The sequence below is a fragment of the Coleofasciculus sp. G1-WW12-02 genome (assembly GCF_040219735.1).
Classification (GTDB): domain Bacteria; phylum Cyanobacteriota; class Cyanobacteriia; order Cyanobacteriales; family Coleofasciculaceae; genus Coleofasciculus.
Map to the genome: position 1 here is coordinate 19,228 of NZ_JAVJRX010000169.1, position 18,788 is coordinate 38,015.

Genomic DNA, 18,788 nt, shown 5'->3' on the forward strand with positions numbered 1-18,788 from the left:
ATTTATGTCTAATGAAGGAACCCGAATAATCAGCCACTCTGTTATAGTTTCAGAATGCCAAACCTTCAAAAAATAACCATGAAAACTAAATCCATGATCCAAAATACTCGAAAAGTCGTGATGAAACTCCTACCCGCACTCTTTTCTCTAGTGTTAGTGACATTAACTTGGACAGGCACATTTTTTAATGCAACGCCAACAGCCCATGCTTTAACCGTAAAAACGACACCGTTTATCCTTGCCGATAGTAACCCAGTTGATAAAGTATTCGGTTCTGGAACCAGCGACCAAATTCAAGGGAAAGCCAAAGAAGACATCGGCACCGTAGAACGAAATGTGGGCAAAGCCAAAGAAGACGTTAAAGGTGCAGCAAAGCAAGCTCAAGGGCGGGCGGAACAAGATACAGGTCGCCTTAAAAATCGCGCCGAAGATGCAGGTTCGGATATGGAAGAGGCTTCTCAAAATCTGGGAGATGCGATTAAGAGTTTGTTTGGGGAATAGTACCCTAGCCTAGCTAAACGAATTGGCTAAAAACTCCTGACTAAATGGTAAAATCGGCTAGTCAATAACCGCTTTGCTGACTTCAGTAGAAATGTCCTCAGAGGCGTTTCTACTGAATACGTTTATTTTTACTTATGACTTCTTTTTCCCCTATTGTTAAACCGATTAGTCAGATGAGACTAGCACCAGGCAGTGCTGTCACCATTCCTAACGTAAACTGGCAGGAATTTGAGTCTATTTTGGCAGAATTGGGAGAAAAACGTGCAGCAAGACTTGCTTACAGCCAGGGAACATTAGAAATTATGGTTCCTTTACCGGAGCATGAAAAACCGAAGGATATTATTTCAGATATAGTCAAGCTATTGCTCAAGGCTACAGGCAGACGGTATGAACCTTTTGGTTCAACTACCTTTAAAAAAGAAGGAGCCGCAGGCGTTGAACCGGATGCTTGTTTTTACATTCAAAATTATCAACAGATGATTGGTCGTCGCCGACTTGAACCCGATGATCCGCCACCTGATTTGGCAATCGAGTCAGATGTTACATCGAAAACAACATTAGATGCTTATCAAGGGATTGGCGTTCCCGAAGTCTGGGTTTATGATAGTGGGAAGTTGACACTTTATGTGTTAAGAGAAGGGAAGTATATACTATCAGATATTAGTCCGACGTTTCCAGAAATTCCGATCACTCAGGTTATCCCGGCTACCGTAAAACGGTCATGGCAAGTGGGACATGTTCAGGCGTTGGAGGAATTTGAAAGCGCAGTTATTAGAGGTAGTCGTTAACGTTACCCAATTTAAATGCATGACAGCTTATCATCGCTAATCAGGAAGATTTCATCTTGATTTCATATTTTTCTGTCAAACTAAGAAATATCCAGAAATCATTTTGGACAGAGAGTTGGATGAAATTTTAGACCTGTTCAGCAGATAGCTACTATGGGAAATCGATATATCAAACAACTTACCGCACTCGCGATCGCGACAACCTTAATCATCGGCTCTGCACCCAAGCCGATCATGGCACAGCAGCGCAACGCCGTAGCTCATCCCCGCACTCCCTACCGCCTCAGCTTCTATAACCGCCACAGACGCAGTTACCGAGTCGCTAGTGCGCTGCATTTTGCACATAGCAAGCTCCATGATGTTTTACTTTTAACTCCCTTCCAGCGTCATGGTGAGGAAGATACGAAGCTTTACCAGGAAGTTCTAGCGTTTTACCAAAATCCACCCCGGATTGAGCCAACGATGGAATTATATGCGCCTTATACAGCGCGTGCAACTTGGCGACTCTTCCGCACCATTGACTCCGTGCATTTACTCCACGAAATGACTGAGGATATCATGGCAGATTCAGATATTCCTTGGAATGAAAAAGAACAAGTACTCAAAGAGGCTTATGACTATTATAAATCCACCTATAAAGACATTGCATTGAGTCCCGCACCCCTAGATGTAACCATGCGTCGCGCTGGGGTAATGATGAAGCCCTATTTTAGCATAACTCGGAATTATTATCCGAAAAATAATAACTTTTTCTATGCCGCTCATTGGTGGCATCCGGCGATTTATGAGTCGATGATGATTGGCGGAAATGATCAGGAACAGGACAAGATGATCCAGAAAATGGAAGATTTGTTTAGTTCCCAAGTTGTTCCCAATCCCCCGATGCGGATGATATTAAGTCGAGAAGGCTCACCCCGTTACAGTCGTCTTTCTCCGGAAACGGCGAATGTTTTTGATAATTTACACATGCTCCATGGCATTACTTATGATATTTTTGCTTACGATGGGTGGACAATTGAGCAAAAACGGGCTGAATTGAATCGGGTTTTAGATGCGATGAGTTATCAGCCAGGGGATGAGAAATTAGTGCGGAAGTTTACCACACCTAAGCCTGATTTAAATCCGTTAGTTTATGATGATTGGATTAAAAGCTCAGATGGTGCGATGGCACAAATGATGATGGAAATGTTGGCAGAGATGATGCCAATGATGATGCAGCACCATGGGGGTATGGATTCCCAGATGGATCACGGTGAGATGGATTCGCAGATGGATCATAGTCAGATGGATTCAGATGGACATCATAGTGAGATGAGTCCTCAAATGCACCAGATGCATCAACAGTTAATGGCACAGTTGAAACTGAAACTGACTCCGGGAATACAATCGGGTGAAATGCCGGGTTCATTTATGGATGCGATGATGGAAATTATGCCAAATATGCCGATGTCTCCTGAGGCGATGGCACCGGGTAAAGTTAATCCAATGATGATAGAGGTAATGCTGAAAGGTTGGCAGGAAAAGTATGGCAATTTACCTGATGTTGAACCGCTTCCGATGGGGAGTGAGCCATCAGCACAAATATTTTTAGAGTAGGCTCTTTAGGTTCGCCGTTGTGCTGTATTCGCCATAAATGCTGATATCACCCACGACAAACTTTTAAGAGAGGTTCCGGTGGAACTAATACCAAATCTGCCTTTATTACTATTACCCCCTTTTGCCACGGCGATTGAAATCGCTGCTACACAAACAAAGTCCGCCTACGCGGACTAGGTTATAACGGGGGTAGCTAACCCGGATTTGGTATAAATGCTGATATCACCCACGACAAACTTTTAAGAGACGTTCCACCGGCACGTCTCTACAAAAGGGCGAATCAAGGCGACAATATCCCAGTTTTAACTGATATTTTGCACCTGTTTCAATAGATTGTGTTGAGTTTAGGCGAGATTCGTAAACCCCCAAGGCTTTGAGCAATGGTGCGTTACGCTTCGCTAAAACACCCTAAAGTTGGGTTTGAATTTATAGTATTAGGAGTGAGGAAAATGAAACATTCATTGCAGCCGCTTACGGGTTTAACTGTTATCGTTTTAACCATCGCAACATTTGGGCAATCAACCGCACAAGCCTCTGACCATTTCAACTTAGAAGAAGGATTACCGATTGAAGTTGAAGATGCTTATCCGGTTCCTTATCAAGGATTAGAAGTTCAGGGACAATTCCGATACGATCGCGCGGCGGATGGCGAGGATCAGTTTATCCTGGAACCGCGCTTGGAGTATGGATTTGCCCCCAACTGGCAAGGGAAAATTACTGTTCCCTTTGAATTTGGAGCAAAGGAGGATGGTATCGGGGATGTGGGTGTGGAAGTGTTTTATAATTTCAATACAGAAACCCTGAAAACACCTGCGTTTGCGGCGTCTTTGAGTGCGGATCTGCCGACGGGTAATGATAGTGCAGGAGTTGATCCGACGTTGAAGTTAATTGCGACGAAAACATTAGGAACCGGGGCAAATTTAGATCGCCTACATTTGAATGTGGCTTATGGTTTAAATGATCAGCGCCAAGATGGGGAACGCCGCGATCGCTTGTCTGGTGTTTTGGGGTATAGTCGCCGTCTAAATTCAGAAGCGCTGCTGCTGACGGATTTTGTTTATGAGCAGGAATTAGAGGAGGATAAGGAAGCGTTTCTGCTGGAGTTGGGGGTTCGCTATCAACTGACACCTCTGAATGTGTTATCGGTTGGGGTTGGGGTTGGTTTAAGTGAGGAGTCTCCTGATTTTCGGGTTACGGCTGGATTTCAACAATCATTGTGATGGTTAAGCACCATTCTCAATTAGGCGGTTAAAACATATCACCCAGCGATCGCGGGGAGATAACGTATAGTTAAGCACCATTCTCAATTGGGCGGTTAAAACCGCAGCTACACAAACTAAACCCGCCTGCGCGGGTTTCACAACTCTTGATTTTTCGGATAGTCCGCGTAGGCGAACTTCGTTTTTAGGGTTCCGCGAATTCCATTCGCCAGGGTTTGTTTGAGGTTCTTAATGAGTGTACTATTTCTCTTATGGTGCTGAGTATGGGAATTATTATCTGGTTTCAAACGCGATCGCATTCCCGGCGCTAATTTTTATCCCTCATAGGAATTCACGGAAATTCCAACATTTCAATAAAATAATTGTAGCGGCACGGCATTGCCGTGCCCTTTCAATTCCTGATAGGGATTCAGGGGGATTTCGACTTTTTTACGTATACATTAAATGAAGTACACAAAGTTTCAATCCCTGATAGGGATTCAGGGGGATTTCGACCTTCACCGCTTTATCAGCGCTTGCTTCGCCTTTTCCCAGTTTCAATCCCTGATAGGGATTCAGGGGGATTTCGACTGCCGACCTCTGAAACGCTTACTGTATTTAGTTTTCAAGGTACAATTCCGAGAGACTCCATTAAATATATCATTTCCAGCTTCAGCCGACAAGAGGTATCCAAAAACAAACCCATTCAAACCCAGTCCCAGTAAACCTTTCAGCGTTTCCGAGAACCTCTCTCTGAGGCAAATGTCCTCAAACCCAGATGAGACAAGGAATACAGCCGAAAAATCAGACTCGCCCAAAAAAACACCTACCCCCTCTCGGATTTAACCCCAAAACATTGACCTGATCATGCTTCAAACTCAACACATCAGGTTGCAGTACAACCATCCTAGCCCACCCCATCTCCTTGTTGCCATCTCCCTCATCTAAGTTTTCACGGGAAGCCTAGAAACCTGCATCGGGGAGAGTTTAGTCACATCTAGATGCAACCGAAAAGGTAGTAGTAAAACCCGCCCCTACACAATCTCCCACTCTCCCACTGCATCGGGGCGGGTTTAGTCACATCTAGGTGCAACCGAAAAGGTAGTTGTAAAACCCGCCCCTACACAATCCCCCTTGACTCTCCAGTCAACTGGAGACTTTATCCTATATATATAACACCCTTAAGACCTTAAAACCTGCCATCGCCCCTCCACACCCCCGCACCCCCGCCCGCCAAACTCCCCAAACTGTTACTATCAGGAGTCAACCATGGAAACTAGCCATCTACGACTACAAGGAATGGGTTGCGCCTCTTGCGCCACCACCATTGAACAAGCCATCCAAAACGTTCCTGGCGTTGTTGAGTGTAATGTTAACTTTGCCATGGAACAAGGTTCTGTAACCTATAATCCCAAGGCGACAAACTTAGACAGCATCCAAAAAGCCGTCGCCGATGCGGGATATGGGGCGCAACCCTTAGATACCACCCGAATGGGTGAAGACACCGATGCCGAAAAAGCCGCAAGGGAAGCCCATCAACGGGATCTCAGACGTAAAGTTATCGTCAGCGGCGTTATCAGCCTCATCCTCGTCGTCGGTTCACTTCCGGCGATGACAGGATTGCACATTCCCTACTTTCCCTCCTGGCTGCATAATGCTTGGGTACAACTGGTTTTAAGTACACCTGTACTCTTTTGGTGCGGTCAATCCTTCTTTGTCGGCGCATGGAAAGCCTTTAAACGCCATGGCGCGGATATGAATACTCTGGTGGCGCTGGGGACAGGTTCCGCCTATTTCTATTCTCTGTTTGTTACCCTTTTCCCTGGCTTTTTAATCACTCAAGGATTATCACCGGATGTGTATTATGAACCCGCCGCCGTGATTATTACCCTCATTTTATTGGGGCGACTGTTGGAAAATCGGGCGAAGGGTCAAACCTCAGAAGCGATTCGCAAGTTAATGGGATTACAAGCGAAAACAGCGCGGGTAATTCGTAAAGGTGAAGAAGTTGATATTCCCATTGAACAGGTTATCGTCGGTGATGTTATTGTCGTGCGCCCAGGGGAAAAGATTCCCGTCGATGGGCAAGTGGTTGATGGTGTATCTACCATCGATGAATCCATGGTAACCGGAGAACCCATCCCCGTGAAAAAACAAGCGGGAGATGAAGTGATTGGCGCTACGATTAATAAAACTGGGAGTTTCAAATTCCGCGCCTCACGAGTGGGAAAAGATACCGTATTGGCGCAAATTGTCAAATTAGTCCAAGAGGCGCAAGGGTCAAAAGCCCCGATTCAGAAACTCGCAGATCAAGTCACAGGCTGGTTTGTACCCGTTGTGATTGCCGTTGCGATCGCGACCTTTGTAATCTGGTTTAATATTATGGGTAATATTACCCTTGCCACGATTACCACCGTTGGGGTTTTAATTATCGCTTGTCCCTGTGCGTTAGGATTAGCTACCCCGACATCCATTATGGTTGGCACGGGATTAGGCGCAGAAAATGGCATTTTAATTAAAGGCGGAGAAAGTTTAGAACTCGCCCATAAACTTCAGGCAATTGTTCTGGATAAAACTGGCACGATTACCCAAGGCAAACCCAGTGTAACTGATTATGTAACCGTAAAAGGAACAGCGGATCATCATGAAATTAAACTCCTAAGATTAGCCGCCGCCGTGGAAAGACTTTCGGAACATCCTTTAGCCGAAGCCATCGTTGATTATGCCAAACTCCAAGGTGTTGAATTCCCCTTACCCGATGCCCAAAACTTTGAAGCCGTTGCGGGAATGGGGGTGCAAGGAAAAGTAGAAAATAACCTGATTCAAATTGGTACTCAACGCTGGATGGATGCACTAGAAATTAATACCCAATCCCTGCAAACCCAGAAACAAACCTGGGAAGCCGCGACAAAAACCACCGCTTGGATTGCCGTTGATGGTAAGGTTGAGGGATTAGTTGGCATAGCTGATGCTTTAAAACCCTCCTCTGTTGAGGCGGTAAAGAAACTGCAACGCCTGGGGTTGCAAGTGGTGATGCTCACAGGAGATAATCAACAAACAGCAGACGCGATCGCACGAGAAATGGGTATCCAGCACGTCTTTGCCGAAGTGCGCCCGGATCAGAAATCCGCCGTCATCCGATCTTTGCAAACCGAAGACATCAAGAAAACACCGAATTCAAAACCCAAAACCCAACATTCAAACCGTATTGTTGCCATGGTAGGCGATGGAATTAATGACGCCCCAGCCTTAGCCCAAGCGGATGTAGGAATCGCCATTGGCACCGGCACCGATGTCGCCATAGCCGCCAGTGATATTACCCTGATTTCCGGTGACTTAAATGGGGTTGTTACCGCGATTCAACTCAGCCACGCTACCATGCGAAATATTCGCCAAAATCTCTTCTTTGCCTTTATTTACAACACCGCCGGAATTCCCATCGCGGCAGGAATTCTTTACCCCTTATTTGGCGTATTACTGAATCCAATTATAGCCGGGGGAGCAATGGCGCTGAGTTCCATTTCCGTGGTCACTAATGCCTTAAGGCTGCGGAATTTTCAGCCCAAAATTATCACTCATCCTGCTAAGTAAGATACCCCCAATTATCAGTGAAATCCTGTATTGGCGACCCGATAATATCAATAAACAATCCGAATTTTCTCAACTTTATCGGGTCGCACTTTACTAATCTAGGAGGAATCAAAACAATGTTAACCAAACCCAAAACCTTAGCTTATCTGATTAGTTTAGGACTTCTATTCGGAGTCGCTGCCAATCCTGCTACGGCTGAAATGTCAGAACATCAGTCCCAGCAGACCAATCAATTCCGCCGAATTGAGCAATCATTACCGCTAAAAGTCGGTGTCACCCTAGGCGGTTTAGCGTTAATTGGGACAGAACTTTGGTGGTTTTTATTTAGCAAAAACAAAGCTAATAAAACCTAACCTAGCTGTGTAAAATTAAACCCAGGCGATTAAAGTCACGGAACCCTACTAACAAAGTCCGCTTGACAAGGAAATGAAAAAATTAAGGGGTGTGAAACTTTGAAACCCGCTAAGGCGGGTTTCGTTGGTTTAGCCTAGCTGACTATTCCAGACTAAAATCATAGTAAAAAATTGAGATAGGCAAGTGCCTCTTTCTGTAGGATAGTCATAGCCTATCCGTCTATATATCTGAAGGAAGAACAACCTAGAATCTGTTTGTATTCACGAATACAATCCAACTTAACATTAGAGTCCTACTTACAACTTTTGATAGAGGTTTGGTGCAGTCATAACAATTATTCTGGGCATAAAGATTCATCTAGATCAACCGATTTATCCGGATATCTGTGTAAATCTTTGTAAAGATTGCTCACATCCTTTTGCGTCAAGGTGCCAAAGTTTTTTAGCTCAAGACATAGTACCGTTTATTTATGTCCGACTACTTAGGTAAAACCTTTTCACTTTTGTAAAAAAGTTAGTTAAGATGGCATATCCTCCAGCTCCTTGGACACTGCAAGGCTACAGTATCCAGACCTTGCATTTGTTTGATATTGCAAAGGTGCGCTCGTTTGTTCCTTCTGAATTGGAAATTATTTCTGTTTTACCCGGTAAAACTCTTGGTGGAATTTACGCGGCGTTTTATGGTTTAGGTTCCACCTTAACCTATAGCGAGTTAATTATTGTCAGTGCTGTAACTCGTTATGGGGGTAAATTCGGTACTTGGATTTCCCACCTCTATGTTGATAATGCTGATTCGATGGAAGGGGGGCGAGAGATTTGGGGACTCCCCAAGGAACTCGCTCAATTTAGGTGGGAATTAGGGGAACGCTCTGGTGTAAACGTGCATCAAGGAGACCAGTTACTCTGTAGTATTAGCTACGATTGGCAACTTCCCCAATGGCGACAGCCGCTAAGTTTACCAAGTTTTAGCGCTCTCGGTTCTAACCTGCTCTCCTTTGAGGGTAAAGGTGAGATTGGGTTGTCTCTGATTGGTGTCAAGGTACAAATACCTGTACAAAGTCCTTTCTCTACCTTGGGTTTAGACCAACCTTTGCTGGGCTTTTATGGTAACCAATTGCGTCTAGTTGCAACTGCACCAGTCGTTATCGGAGAGAGATCTGTCCCCTTCAGTGAATCGCGACTATAAATTCTATCCAATCCACTTTTACAATCTTTTTTATTGTCCTGATGTAGAGATGTTGTCTACAACAGCGATACCAATTTATAATAACTAGGACAATGCCAAAACAAGTAACAATCGAACCACATCTAAGCTTTTGCGGCTTTATTGTAATTCATGAGCCAGACATTATAACCATCCATGAAACCTTTATTTAGCGGTAGTTTCCACCGCTGTATTGTCTATTACCTGATTTTCGCGATCGCGAAAAATTGAAAGAACACAAGAGGTTAAAGCAGTCTTATCCCGTAATGGGCAAGAGCGCTCACATTGACCAAAGCTTTTGAACTTACCTATTGGGTCATGCTGACCCCCAATCGCGATGAGCGTCTAGCGGTATTGGACGCGAGACTACTCTCAAGTTTGCCCAAGGAGGCGCAAAGGTAGTGGGGCGCGATCGCGGGTGTCGTCGCACTGGGAACACTCGCTGCCCTAGCTATGCCAGTATTTAGAGAGGGAGTATGAGGTCTTCTTTGACTTGTTCACGGTTTAAAAGAGAGTGGATTCTAATACCAAAAAGGTAACATCCTCCGCACCTCAAGAGGTCGGTTTTCCGATCATCACCCGACAACTATTCAACCCAAGAATTAGCCAATATAAGAATAGAGTTACACAGGTGAAGGTGGATTATGTTTCCATTCTGGAATTGGGATAATGCTTGCTGCGGTGGAGAACCTGTTTCTCGGAAAACCAGCTTAGAGCGTAAGCTCAAGTTTCTTAAGGCAATGCGTGGCGATCTAGAAATCAGATTAGCTGGACTCAATGCAGCAATTGGCACGATTGAGGAGCAATTAAACCAAGACGATACTGCACAGACTTTGTAAAAAGTCAAGGGTTACAGCAACAACTGTGATCCAACTCGCCACAATCAGGATGCGCTAAGGGTGCGTTACGCTACGGCGGCAAACGCACCCTATTTTGAAACTTCCAGCAATTCCAATATTGCGGGAACTGGCGGTGCAATTTTCTCAACTCAGGTAAACGCGATCGCAGAACGTACTGTTTAAGTTGAGGGATTTTTTATGATGTAGAGGTAAAATTGTCGTTAAAACCGCTAGATGAACTATTCCTCTGATTCTGTCATCACTAAGCTTACTAGAGTGGAGGCGATCGCATTCATCGGCACAACGAAATCTACCGCACCCGTTTGAATTGCCGCAGACGGCATCTCGAAAAACTCACAACTGTCCTCATCTTGGGCGATGACTTTACCACCCATCTTATGAATAGCCTTCACCCCCAAAGCACCATCGCTGCCAGTACCAGAAAGAACTACCGCGATCGCACGTTCTTTAAACGTAGCGGCTACTGACTGCAACAGGAGGTCGGCAGAGGGGCGATCAAAGTCCACAAATGCTGCCTGAGAGAAAGAGAAGGTACTATTCGGGTTGACTAGCAGGTGTTCAGTTGGGGGGGCAATGTAAGCTATCCCCGGTTTTATTGACTCTCCGGCTTCAGGCAGTTTGAGGGGTAAAGTCGTGGAACGGTTCACTACGTCACTTATCCAATTGGCAGAGGATTGAGAGTCTAGGTGCTGCACCACGACGAGCGCTGCCGGAAAATCCCCTGGTAAGGCAGCTAAGATATGGCTTAGGACTCTCAGTCCACCAGCTTTTGCCACCAGTACCACAATTTTAAAGGTCGTTAGCTCGTTTTCCTGGTTCGGGTTGGAGTCCTGGGTAGCGGCGGCAGATGCTGGCGTAGTCGGCAATTGGGCTTGAAAAAGTGCTTTGCGAATGATGTCAGCACGCTCTCGGGCTTCCTGCGCTTTCGCTTCAAAACGCTGGGCTGAAATGGAACGGTTATTATCGCGGGCTTTCGCTGCCATCTGACTCATCAGCTCTCCACGCTCCTCTAGAGAACGGATTGCCGTCCACAGCGCCTGCTCTTGAGTCTCGGATTGCCCCGCCACCAAACTACCTGCTGACCAAGCATGACCCACGCGACAACGGTATTTGAGCAAACCTCTCTCGTCTTGATAGTACAGCATACCGCCGCAGTCCGGACAAGCTAAGCTTGCAGGTGTTCCAAACTCACGCTCTCGCATAGCCGTCCCATTGAGTTCCACCACATCAGGTTCTATCTCTATCTCGTTCTCACTAAACATGGTTGTTGCTCCTTCCTCCGTTACCGATTCATGGGCTAGACGCACTAAAGTGGAGGCTATTGACGACAAGGGCAGAATATGGTCAACATCTACGTGTTTAATCGCGCTCTTCGGCATTCCCGAAAACAGGGCATCATCGGGATCTTGAACAATCGCCACACCGCCCAAACGTTTCACATCCATAAGCCCTACAGTACCATCGTCGAGGGCACCCGATAGCACCACACCAACGACTCGACGTCCATACGCCTTCGCTGCCGTGCGAAATAGGGGATCGACAGCCGGACGACAACCGTTCTCCTTCGGACCATACACTAAGCAAACATAGCCGCGTTTGACTAGCAGGTGGTAGTCCGGAGGGGCTACATAGATGTGCCCTTGTACGATCTCCTCACTCTCTGTAGCATGAGCCACTGGCAAGAGGCTTTTTCGGTTCAAAATATCCGGCAGAAAGCTTTTAACGTGGCGTGAAATATGAACGACAATGAAGATCACTGCTGGTAGATTCTCTGGCAAAGCAGCAACCAGTTGAGTCAACGCTTCCACTCCGCCTGCGGAGGATCCAACAACGATGATGTCATGACCTGGCATTTATTTTTTCTTCTAGAAGGTGGGGGAATATTTATTTGATGAATGCGAGGAGATGATAACCATTGTTGATATTTCCTACTACTGTTAAGTAGAATAACAAACTATTATTTTCCTCAACGTCTCCCCATGGTAAGAATGTTAACGACCCCCAAGCTTGCTTGCGCTACAGTGTGGACTTGCAGACTTCTCCCATCTAAAGTATGACCATAAATCCAACAAATCTTGATTAAATAACCGACAAAGACAGCGCAACAAGGCATTGTTTTATATAACTTGGGTCGGCTCGAAGACGCGGCTGCCAGCTATTATCATGCTGTGGACGTTATTGTCATTTGTAAGGGTTTGAGGTTTATTTACATAACTTAATATAGTTGAGTTTATTTCCACCAACCTACTTAGTACAAGATAGGCTGCCAAAATAATTGGGCGAGAGGCTGACGTTGATACCGATGTCCCGGATAATCAAGATAAGGCATCGAACCTTACCTATCAAACGCTTCGAGCATTCTCTCTCTAGGTGACGAATCCTAATGGCAGCATCAACTCCCCGTTTCCCCGATATCCAAAACCACTGGGCGCGTTCATTCATAGAAGGGTTAGCCCAGGCGGGTATGATTAGTGGCTTTCCCGATGGGCGTTTTCGTCCTGATGATCCCATGAGTCGGGCGCAGTTTGCTGCTTTGTTACAAAATGCTTTTTCTAAACCCAGTAAACGCCCTAATGTTCCTTTTGTCGATGTTCCCGCCAAACATTGGGCAACTGGCGCGATTGCTAAGGCGTATCAAACGGGGTTTATGTCGGGATATCCGGGAAATCGGTTTCGCCCAGAGGCGAGTATTGCCAGAGTGGAAGTGTTGGTATCCCTGATAGCGGGGTTGGAGATAAGTACCAGTGGATTAGCACAGGTGAAAGCCGCCCTACCGGAACTCTATCAAGATTTTAGCGACATTCCCAGCTATGCTATTGATCGGATTGCGATCGCAACCAATACCGATATGGTGGTGAATTACCCACAGGTCAAGCGGTTTAACCCCCTCAAAGCCGCCACTCGTGCGGATGTCGCCGCGTTTATTTACCAGGCTTTAGTCTATACCGGTCAACTCGACGCCATTGGCTCAGACTATATTATTGTGCGCCAGAAAACCGCGAAACTGAGCCATCAACGGGAGTTTCGTGGGGCGTGGATAGCTACCGTTTGGAACATTGATTGGCCCTCGCAACGGGGACTGTCTGTCGCCCAACAGCAACGGGAACTGCTGCAAATTATTGACCGCGCGGCTAATCTCAAGTTAAATGCTTTAATCTTACAAGTTCGACCCACAGGCGATGGGTTTTATGCCTCCCCGTTAGAACCGTGGACTGAATGGCTTACCGGAATTCAAGGTCAAGCCCCCGATCCTTATTATGACCCTTTAGAGTTTGCGATCGCGGCTTGTCATCAGCGCAATATTGAACTCCACGCCTGGTTTAACCCCTATCGCGCCAAAACCTCTTCCCAAAGTTCCACCAGTGTCGCCCCTCACATTACCATCACTCATCCCGAATATGTGTATCAATACGGCAATCAGAAGTGGATGGACCCTGGTGTCAAAGTGGTTCAAGATTTAACCTATAACGTAATTATGGATGTAGTGCGGCGCTATGACGTAGATGGCATTCACCTAGATGATTATTTTTATCCCTATCCCATCGCGGGTGAGAATTTCCCCGATGATAAAACATACAATGCTTATCGAGCCAAAGGCGGCACCCTTAGCCTAGGCGATTGGCGGCGGGAAAATGTCAATCAAATGGTTCAGCGCCTTTATACGGGGATTCGCGCCACAAAGAAACAGGTCAAATTTGGTATTAGTCCCTTTGGCATTTACCGTCCCGGACAACCTGCCCAAATAAAAGGTTTAGATCAATACGAATCCCTGTATGCTGACCCGAAAAAATGGTTAGCAGAGGGATGGATTGATTATATCGCCCCGCAATTGTACTGGCGTATTGACCCCCCAGCCCAAAGTTATCCCGTTCTTTTGGAATGGTGGACTGATAATAACCCGAAACAGCGACATATTTATCCCGGCAATCGGTTAAGTATGTTGGATGATAAAGACTGGTCTTTTTTGGAATATGAACGACAGGTTGATATTACCCGCAATCTCGCTCCTCAACTCTCGCTAGGCAATATTTTTTATAATATGAAAATATTTAATGAAAATCGTTTTGGGGTAGTTGAAAAGTTCCAAGCGTCTGTTTATAATCAACCCGCTTTGTCTCCAACCATGTTGTGGCTGAGTGATACACCGCCAGCGATTCCCGTTAGGGTGAGAGTCATTGGGAATAAGCTGATTTGGAGTGCAGCAGTTAATGCCAAAATTCGCTCCTGGACAATTTATCAGCAGCAAGGTAATAACTGGAGACTGCACAAAATTTTGCCAGAGGAGACAACCGAGGCTGAATTAGCAGCAGGAACCTATGCGGTTTGTGCTGTAGACAGACTGGCGAATGAAAGTTTAGGCGTAGTGGCGTCTATTCAATAATGCCGATGCTAAAGGATGTCACCGGAACGTCTCTACTAGAGGAAAGACCATGAATACTGTAACCTTAAATTTAGACACCATTCCCTTAACTGACGAACAATTCTATCAATTATGTCAAAATAATCGCGAGTTTAACTTTGAAACGACGGCGCAGGGAGAATTAATTATCATGCCACCCGTTGGCGGAGAAAGTGGGAATCGAGAATCTGAACTGATTGCTGATTTGGTCATCTGGAATCGGCAAACTCGCTTGGGTTATACCTTCAGTTCCTCCACAATATTTAAGTTACCCAATGGTGCGAAACGCTCCCCAGATGCGGCTTGGATTCGCCGAGAACCCTGGGAAGCGCTAACGCCTGAACAACGGCGCAAATTTCCCCCCATTGCACCCGATTTTGTCATCGAATTAAGGTCAGCCACAGAAGATTTGCAACCGTTACGTGACAAAATGCAAGAGTATATGGATGCTGGCGTGCAATTGGCATGGTTAATTAATCCCCAACAGCAACAAGTGGAAATTTATCGCTGGGGACAGCCAGTAGAAATACGAAATCTGCCGACAGAATTATCGGGTGAAACCCTATTACCGGGATTTAGCTTAACTTTATATGCCTATTTATAAAGCTAGGGAATTTTAAAGCTGATTTAAGCTAAGTAGGTTGGTGGAAATAAACTTAACTAGATTAAGTTATGTAAATAAGCATCAAACCCTTACTGTTCCCTGTTCCCTGTTCCCTGTTCCCTAATCTCCACCGCTAACTTTAATTGTGTCCACCTACTTAGGGAAAAGACCATGAATACTGTAACCTTAAATTTAGACACCATTCATTTAACCGACGAACAGTTCTATCAATTATGTCAAAATAATCGCGAGTTTAATTTTGAAACGACGGCGCAGGGAGAATTAATTATCATGCCACCTGTTGGCGGAGAAAGTGGAAATCGAGAAGCCGAATTAATTGTCGATTTGGGAATCTGGAATCGGCAAACTGCTCTGGGTTATACCTTCAGTTCCTCCACAATATTTAAGTTACCCAATGGCGCTAAACGTTCCCCAGATGCGGCTTGGATTCGCCGAGAACGCTGGGAAGCGCTCCCCCCTGAACAACGGCGCAAATTTCCCCCCATTGCACCCGATTTTGTCATCGAATTAAGGTCAGCCACAGACGATTTGCAACCGTTACGTGACAAAATGCAAGAGTATATGGATGCTGGAGTGCAATTGGCATGGTTAATTAATCCCCAACAGCAGCAAGTGGAAATTTATCGATTGGGACAGCCAGTAGAAATGCGAAATTTGCCGACAGAATTATCGGGGGAAAACCTATTACCGGGATTGAGATTGAGTTTATCCCCCTATTTGTAGATGATATTAAGTTAAACAGAGACCATAAACCTTAAAGTGTTTTGTCCTCTGGCTTCTGCTCCTTGGCTTTTACTCTCTTCCTTACTGTACTCGGCTTCTGCTTTGTGGTTTCTAGCTTCTGCTCTGGTGTAGTAGGCTTTGGCTCTTTAGCTTCTAGCTTCTGCTCTGGTGTAGTAGGCTTTGGCTCTTTAGCTTCTAGCTTCTGCTCTGGTGTAGTAGGCTTTGGCTCTTTAGCTTCTGGCTTCTGCTCTGGTGTAGTAGGCTTCTGCCTTTTTATAATAGGCTTTGGCTCTTTAGCTTCTGGATTGTGCCTTCCTGTACTAGGCTTGTACTTTGGCTTACTCTGCCGTTTCTCCTGCTGTACGGCTGTCTTGTCCGCCTTCGACGCCTTCAAAAACTTAGGTGCTTTCTCCAATGGCGGCGCTAACAGAGCATCGAACTCAAAAAGACTTCTATCAGGTAAAAATTTAGCCTTGACTTGAATAAATGCAGGATGTCCCTGTTCCTCTTTTGTGAGTGTCGGATTGAATCGGAACGGCTTAACCGGAGAATCTTTCCACATCATCGGTAGGTGAGACGCCTTCATAAATCTCACCTTTTGCGCCGGTTCAGCTTTCTTGATATAGTCTAGGCGATCGTCATTGAAATTCCGGAAAATCGAGACAACGGGTCCTCGACACACAGGAATGAATTGCCACAAGCCACGGAGCTGAAACTCGAAGTCTTGCAATTGTGCTGCAACGCCATCGGGTTCTCCTTTCGAGAATCCTACCAACTGAAAAGAAAGCTGGTGCGGCTTGTTGCGTTGCGGAAAGTGGGTCACTCTTGGGTAAACGATTAATCGTTGAGTCGGCTCTCCCGTGTTCTTTATTTCCAGTTTCAGAGCGTTGAAAGCCCTGCGTAATCGAGATGTATAGAAGAGTGGATAATCTTTACCAGCGATAGTAAGCATAGCACGTCCCTCGTCCGACACGCTGACTTCACCGAGGACGATTCCAATCGCTTGGAAGATACTTCCCTCATTTTCCGATTCCCTTTTGTTCTGCTCAGGGGCGTCAGTTGTTTCAGTTGTTTCAGTTGTTTCAGGTGTTGCTGTCGTCTGTTCGAGTTCTGTCTCTGTCATCATGGCTGCTGCTGGCTTTTTTGTTCAGGGTAGCATTAGAAGCTATATTCCGTAGCAAATTGCTGCACGTTGGTTCCGTTAAAACCGACTTAAATTCTTATCCCGTCGTCTTTAGACGAATGTAAACGGTTCGCTAGGGGATTTGAATCTATGGCGAATTGTTGCGATTGGTGCGGCTGCGGTTTCTATGAATGCGACTTATTTTTGATTGACCCATTGTACTATGGCTTGGGTTAACCCTTCTAAAGTATACTGTTGAGCCTCTACATCCACTCGTCCCAACAGTTGTTGACAGGTTTTGGACGTTTGGGGACCAATGGAAGCAATACAGACATTTTTCAAAAGCGAGAGTGGCTCATTGCTCGTTTTTTCTAAAAGCTGATAAAAATTTTTGACGGTTTTAGAACTGGCAAATGTAATAATATCGACGGTACGATTTTGCAACGCTGCCCAAGCTGGGGGGGCTATTTCCCCTGGACAAGTTGATTGATACGCCGCAACTTCCACCATAGTAGCACCTTGGGCAGTTAATTCTTGGACTAAAACCTCTCGTCCCCCAGTTTCCACACGCGGGAACAGGATATTTTGCTCAGCCAGGGGTTCAGGAAAATGTTCAACCAGGGAATCGGCGACAAAATCCGGGGGAATAAAATCTGGGTTTAATCCTCGTTCTTTTAAACTCATCGCCGTTTTCTTCCCCACAACGGCAATTTTGACTCCGGATAACGCACGGCTATCTTTTCCTAGCGTAAGCAGTCGTTCAAAAAAGTAATTGACGCCGTTACTTGAGGTGAGAATTAACCAATCGAAATCGGATAAGTGGGTAATTGCTTTATCCAAAGCATCCCAACTCGACGGCGGCGTAATCAACAAGGCGGGCATTTCAATCACTGTAGCGCCTTCATGTTCTAACAAGTCCCGAAATGTACTCGAGTGTTCCGCAGAACGAGTAACTAAGATTGTTTGACCCTGAAGCATCTGTTGGCAACCACTTCTACTGATGTCTTCGCCTATTATCTCGTGCTTTGTCCATTCTGTATTCAACTGTTGGGGCGATTGCAGATAATCTCGTAATCCTACTACTTCTCCCACGACAATGACTACAGGAGACAGCGAGACACCCGCCGTTTGCCTCACAATACTGGACAATGTTCCCACCCAAACCTGTTGCTGAGTCCGTCCACAAGCCCGAATCACAGCCACAGGGGTTTGATAGGATTTGCCATAACGCTGTAACTGCTCAACGATTGTCGCTAAATGACGCCCACCCATTAGAATAACCAGGGTATCAATTCGTGCCAATGCTTCCCAGTCTAATGCTTCGGGCTGATGGGCACTGAGGACGGCAAAACAGCGACTTAAAACCGCATCAGTCAGGGGAATATTTGCCAGTAACGGTGCAGCGAGGGCAGAGGAAATCCCTGGTACGACTTCAAAGGCGCAACCTGCATCGGTTAACGCTTGAATTTCCGACGTCGCCCGACCAAAGATAAAGGGATCACCACTTTTTAAACGGACTACCTGCTTCCCTTGTTGACATTGTTTGACCAACAATTGATTAATTTCCGCTTGTGGAGTTGAGGGACGCCCCCCCCGCTTTCCCACATCAAACTGGCGGCAATTTGCCGGGACTAATTGTAAAAGTTGAGAGTCTACTAAAGCGTCATAGACTAACACTTCCGCTTGAGTGAGAAGCTGTTGCCCTTGTCGGGTGAGGTATGCCATGCTTCCGGGTCCAGCACCGACGAGATAGACTTTACCCAAAGGGCGGCGATAAAGCACATTTTTAGAAGGATTGAGGTGAACCATTCTCCAATTTTAAACTG

Annotated in this window: 16 protein-coding genes; 12 read left to right on the top strand and 4 right to left on the bottom strand. The window is 45.8% G+C overall.

Annotation, left to right across the window (positions count from 1 at the left end):
* Positions 1 to 78 precede the first annotated feature (78 nt).
* The 4 genes from RID09_RS26930 (at position 79) to RID09_RS26945 (ending at position 4,105) form a co-directional block, all read left to right on the top strand.
* Positions 79 to 501 (top strand): CsbD family protein, encoded by a 423-nt coding sequence (locus RID09_RS26930; protein ID WP_446338992.1) that lies wholly within the window; start codon positions 79 to 81, stop codon positions 499 to 501.
* A 134-nt stretch (positions 502 to 635) separates the two neighbouring features.
* Positions 636 to 1,289: a Uma2 family endonuclease gene (locus RID09_RS26935; protein WP_446338993.1), complete on the top strand. Its 654-nt coding sequence runs from the start codon at positions 636 to 638 to the stop codon at positions 1,287 to 1,289.
* A 153-nt stretch (positions 1,290 to 1,442) separates the two neighbouring features.
* On the top strand, positions 1,443 to 2,885 hold the full coding sequence (locus tag RID09_RS26940) for a hypothetical protein (protein WP_446338994.1): 1,443 nt from the start codon (positions 1,443 to 1,445) through the stop codon (positions 2,883 to 2,885).
* Positions 2,886 to 3,334: 449 nt separating this feature from the next.
* Positions 3,335 to 4,105, top strand: coding sequence for a transporter (locus tag RID09_RS26945; protein ID WP_446338995.1), 771 nt, complete (start codon positions 3,335 to 3,337; stop codon positions 4,103 to 4,105).
* Positions 4,106 to 4,108: 3 nt separating this feature from the next.
* Here the strand turns inward: RID09_RS26945 and RID09_RS26950 are convergent, their stop codons facing one another.
* Positions 4,109 to 4,246, bottom strand: coding sequence for a hypothetical protein (locus RID09_RS26950; RefSeq protein WP_446338996.1), 138 nt, complete (start codon positions 4,244 to 4,246; stop codon positions 4,109 to 4,111).
* A gap of 1,107 nt (positions 4,247 to 5,353) precedes the next feature.
* Here RID09_RS26950 and RID09_RS26955 point away from each other — a divergent pair.
* The 5 genes from RID09_RS26955 to RID09_RS26975 all read left to right on the top strand — a co-directional run bounded on the left by RID09_RS26955 (position 5,354) and on the right by RID09_RS26975 (position 10,254).
* Entirely contained in the window at positions 5,354 to 7,675 is a 2,322-nt protein-coding gene (locus RID09_RS26955; protein WP_446338997.1) for a heavy metal translocating P-type ATPase, read from the top strand.
* A 116-nt stretch (positions 7,676 to 7,791) separates the two neighbouring features.
* Complete coding sequence (locus tag RID09_RS26960; protein ID WP_446338998.1) at positions 7,792 to 8,028, top strand: hypothetical protein; 237 nt, start codon at positions 7,792 to 7,794, stop codon at positions 8,026 to 8,028.
* A 523-nt stretch (positions 8,029 to 8,551) separates the two neighbouring features.
* Positions 8,552 to 9,214 (top strand): acetoacetate decarboxylase family protein, encoded by a 663-nt coding sequence (locus RID09_RS26965; RefSeq protein WP_446338999.1) that lies wholly within the window; start codon positions 8,552 to 8,554, stop codon positions 9,212 to 9,214.
* Positions 9,215 to 9,876: 662 nt separating this feature from the next.
* Positions 9,877 to 10,071, top strand: coding sequence for a hypothetical protein (locus tag RID09_RS26970; protein ID WP_446339000.1), 195 nt, complete (start codon positions 9,877 to 9,879; stop codon positions 10,069 to 10,071).
* 60 nt (positions 10,072 to 10,131) lie between these two features.
* A complete protein-coding gene (locus RID09_RS26975) occupies positions 10,132 to 10,254 on the top strand; it encodes a hypothetical protein (RefSeq protein WP_446339001.1) in 123 nt (40 codons plus the stop codon).
* 56 nt (positions 10,255 to 10,310) lie between these two features.
* Here RID09_RS26975 and RID09_RS26980 read toward each other — a convergent pair whose 3' ends face one another.
* Positions 10,311 to 11,945 (bottom strand): chemotaxis protein CheB, encoded by a 1,635-nt coding sequence (locus RID09_RS26980; RefSeq protein ID WP_446339002.1) that lies wholly within the window; start codon positions 11,943 to 11,945, stop codon positions 10,311 to 10,313.
* 530 nt (positions 11,946 to 12,475) lie between these two features.
* Here RID09_RS26980 and RID09_RS26985 point away from each other — a divergent pair.
* The 3 genes from RID09_RS26985 (at position 12,476) to RID09_RS26995 (ending at position 15,839) form a co-directional block, all read left to right on the top strand.
* Positions 12,476 to 14,473 (top strand): glycoside hydrolase family 10 protein, encoded by a 1,998-nt coding sequence (locus RID09_RS26985; protein WP_446339003.1) that lies wholly within the window; start codon positions 12,476 to 12,478, stop codon positions 14,471 to 14,473.
* 49 nt (positions 14,474 to 14,522) lie between these two features.
* Positions 14,523 to 15,095 carry a Uma2 family endonuclease gene (locus RID09_RS26990; protein WP_446339004.1) on the top strand — a complete coding sequence of 191 codons (573 nt, stop codon included), beginning with the start codon at positions 14,523 to 14,525 and terminating at the stop codon, positions 15,093 to 15,095.
* A gap of 171 nt (positions 15,096 to 15,266) precedes the next feature.
* Entirely contained in the window at positions 15,267 to 15,839 is a 573-nt protein-coding gene (locus tag RID09_RS26995; protein WP_446339005.1) for a Uma2 family endonuclease, read from the top strand.
* Between the two features lie 31 nt (positions 15,840 to 15,870).
* Here RID09_RS26995 and RID09_RS27000 read toward each other — a convergent pair whose 3' ends face one another.
* Together RID09_RS27000 and cobA are read right to left on the bottom strand one after the other, a co-directional pair.
* Entirely contained in the window at positions 15,871 to 16,965 is a 1,095-nt protein-coding gene (locus RID09_RS27000) for a hypothetical protein (RefSeq protein WP_446339006.1), read from the bottom strand.
* A 195-nt stretch (positions 16,966 to 17,160) separates the two neighbouring features.
* Positions 17,161 to 18,771, bottom strand: coding sequence for a uroporphyrinogen-III C-methyltransferase (gene cobA / locus RID09_RS27005; protein ID WP_446339007.1), 1,611 nt, complete (start codon positions 18,769 to 18,771; stop codon positions 17,161 to 17,163).
* Between the last annotated feature and the right edge of the window lie 17 nt (positions 18,772 to 18,788).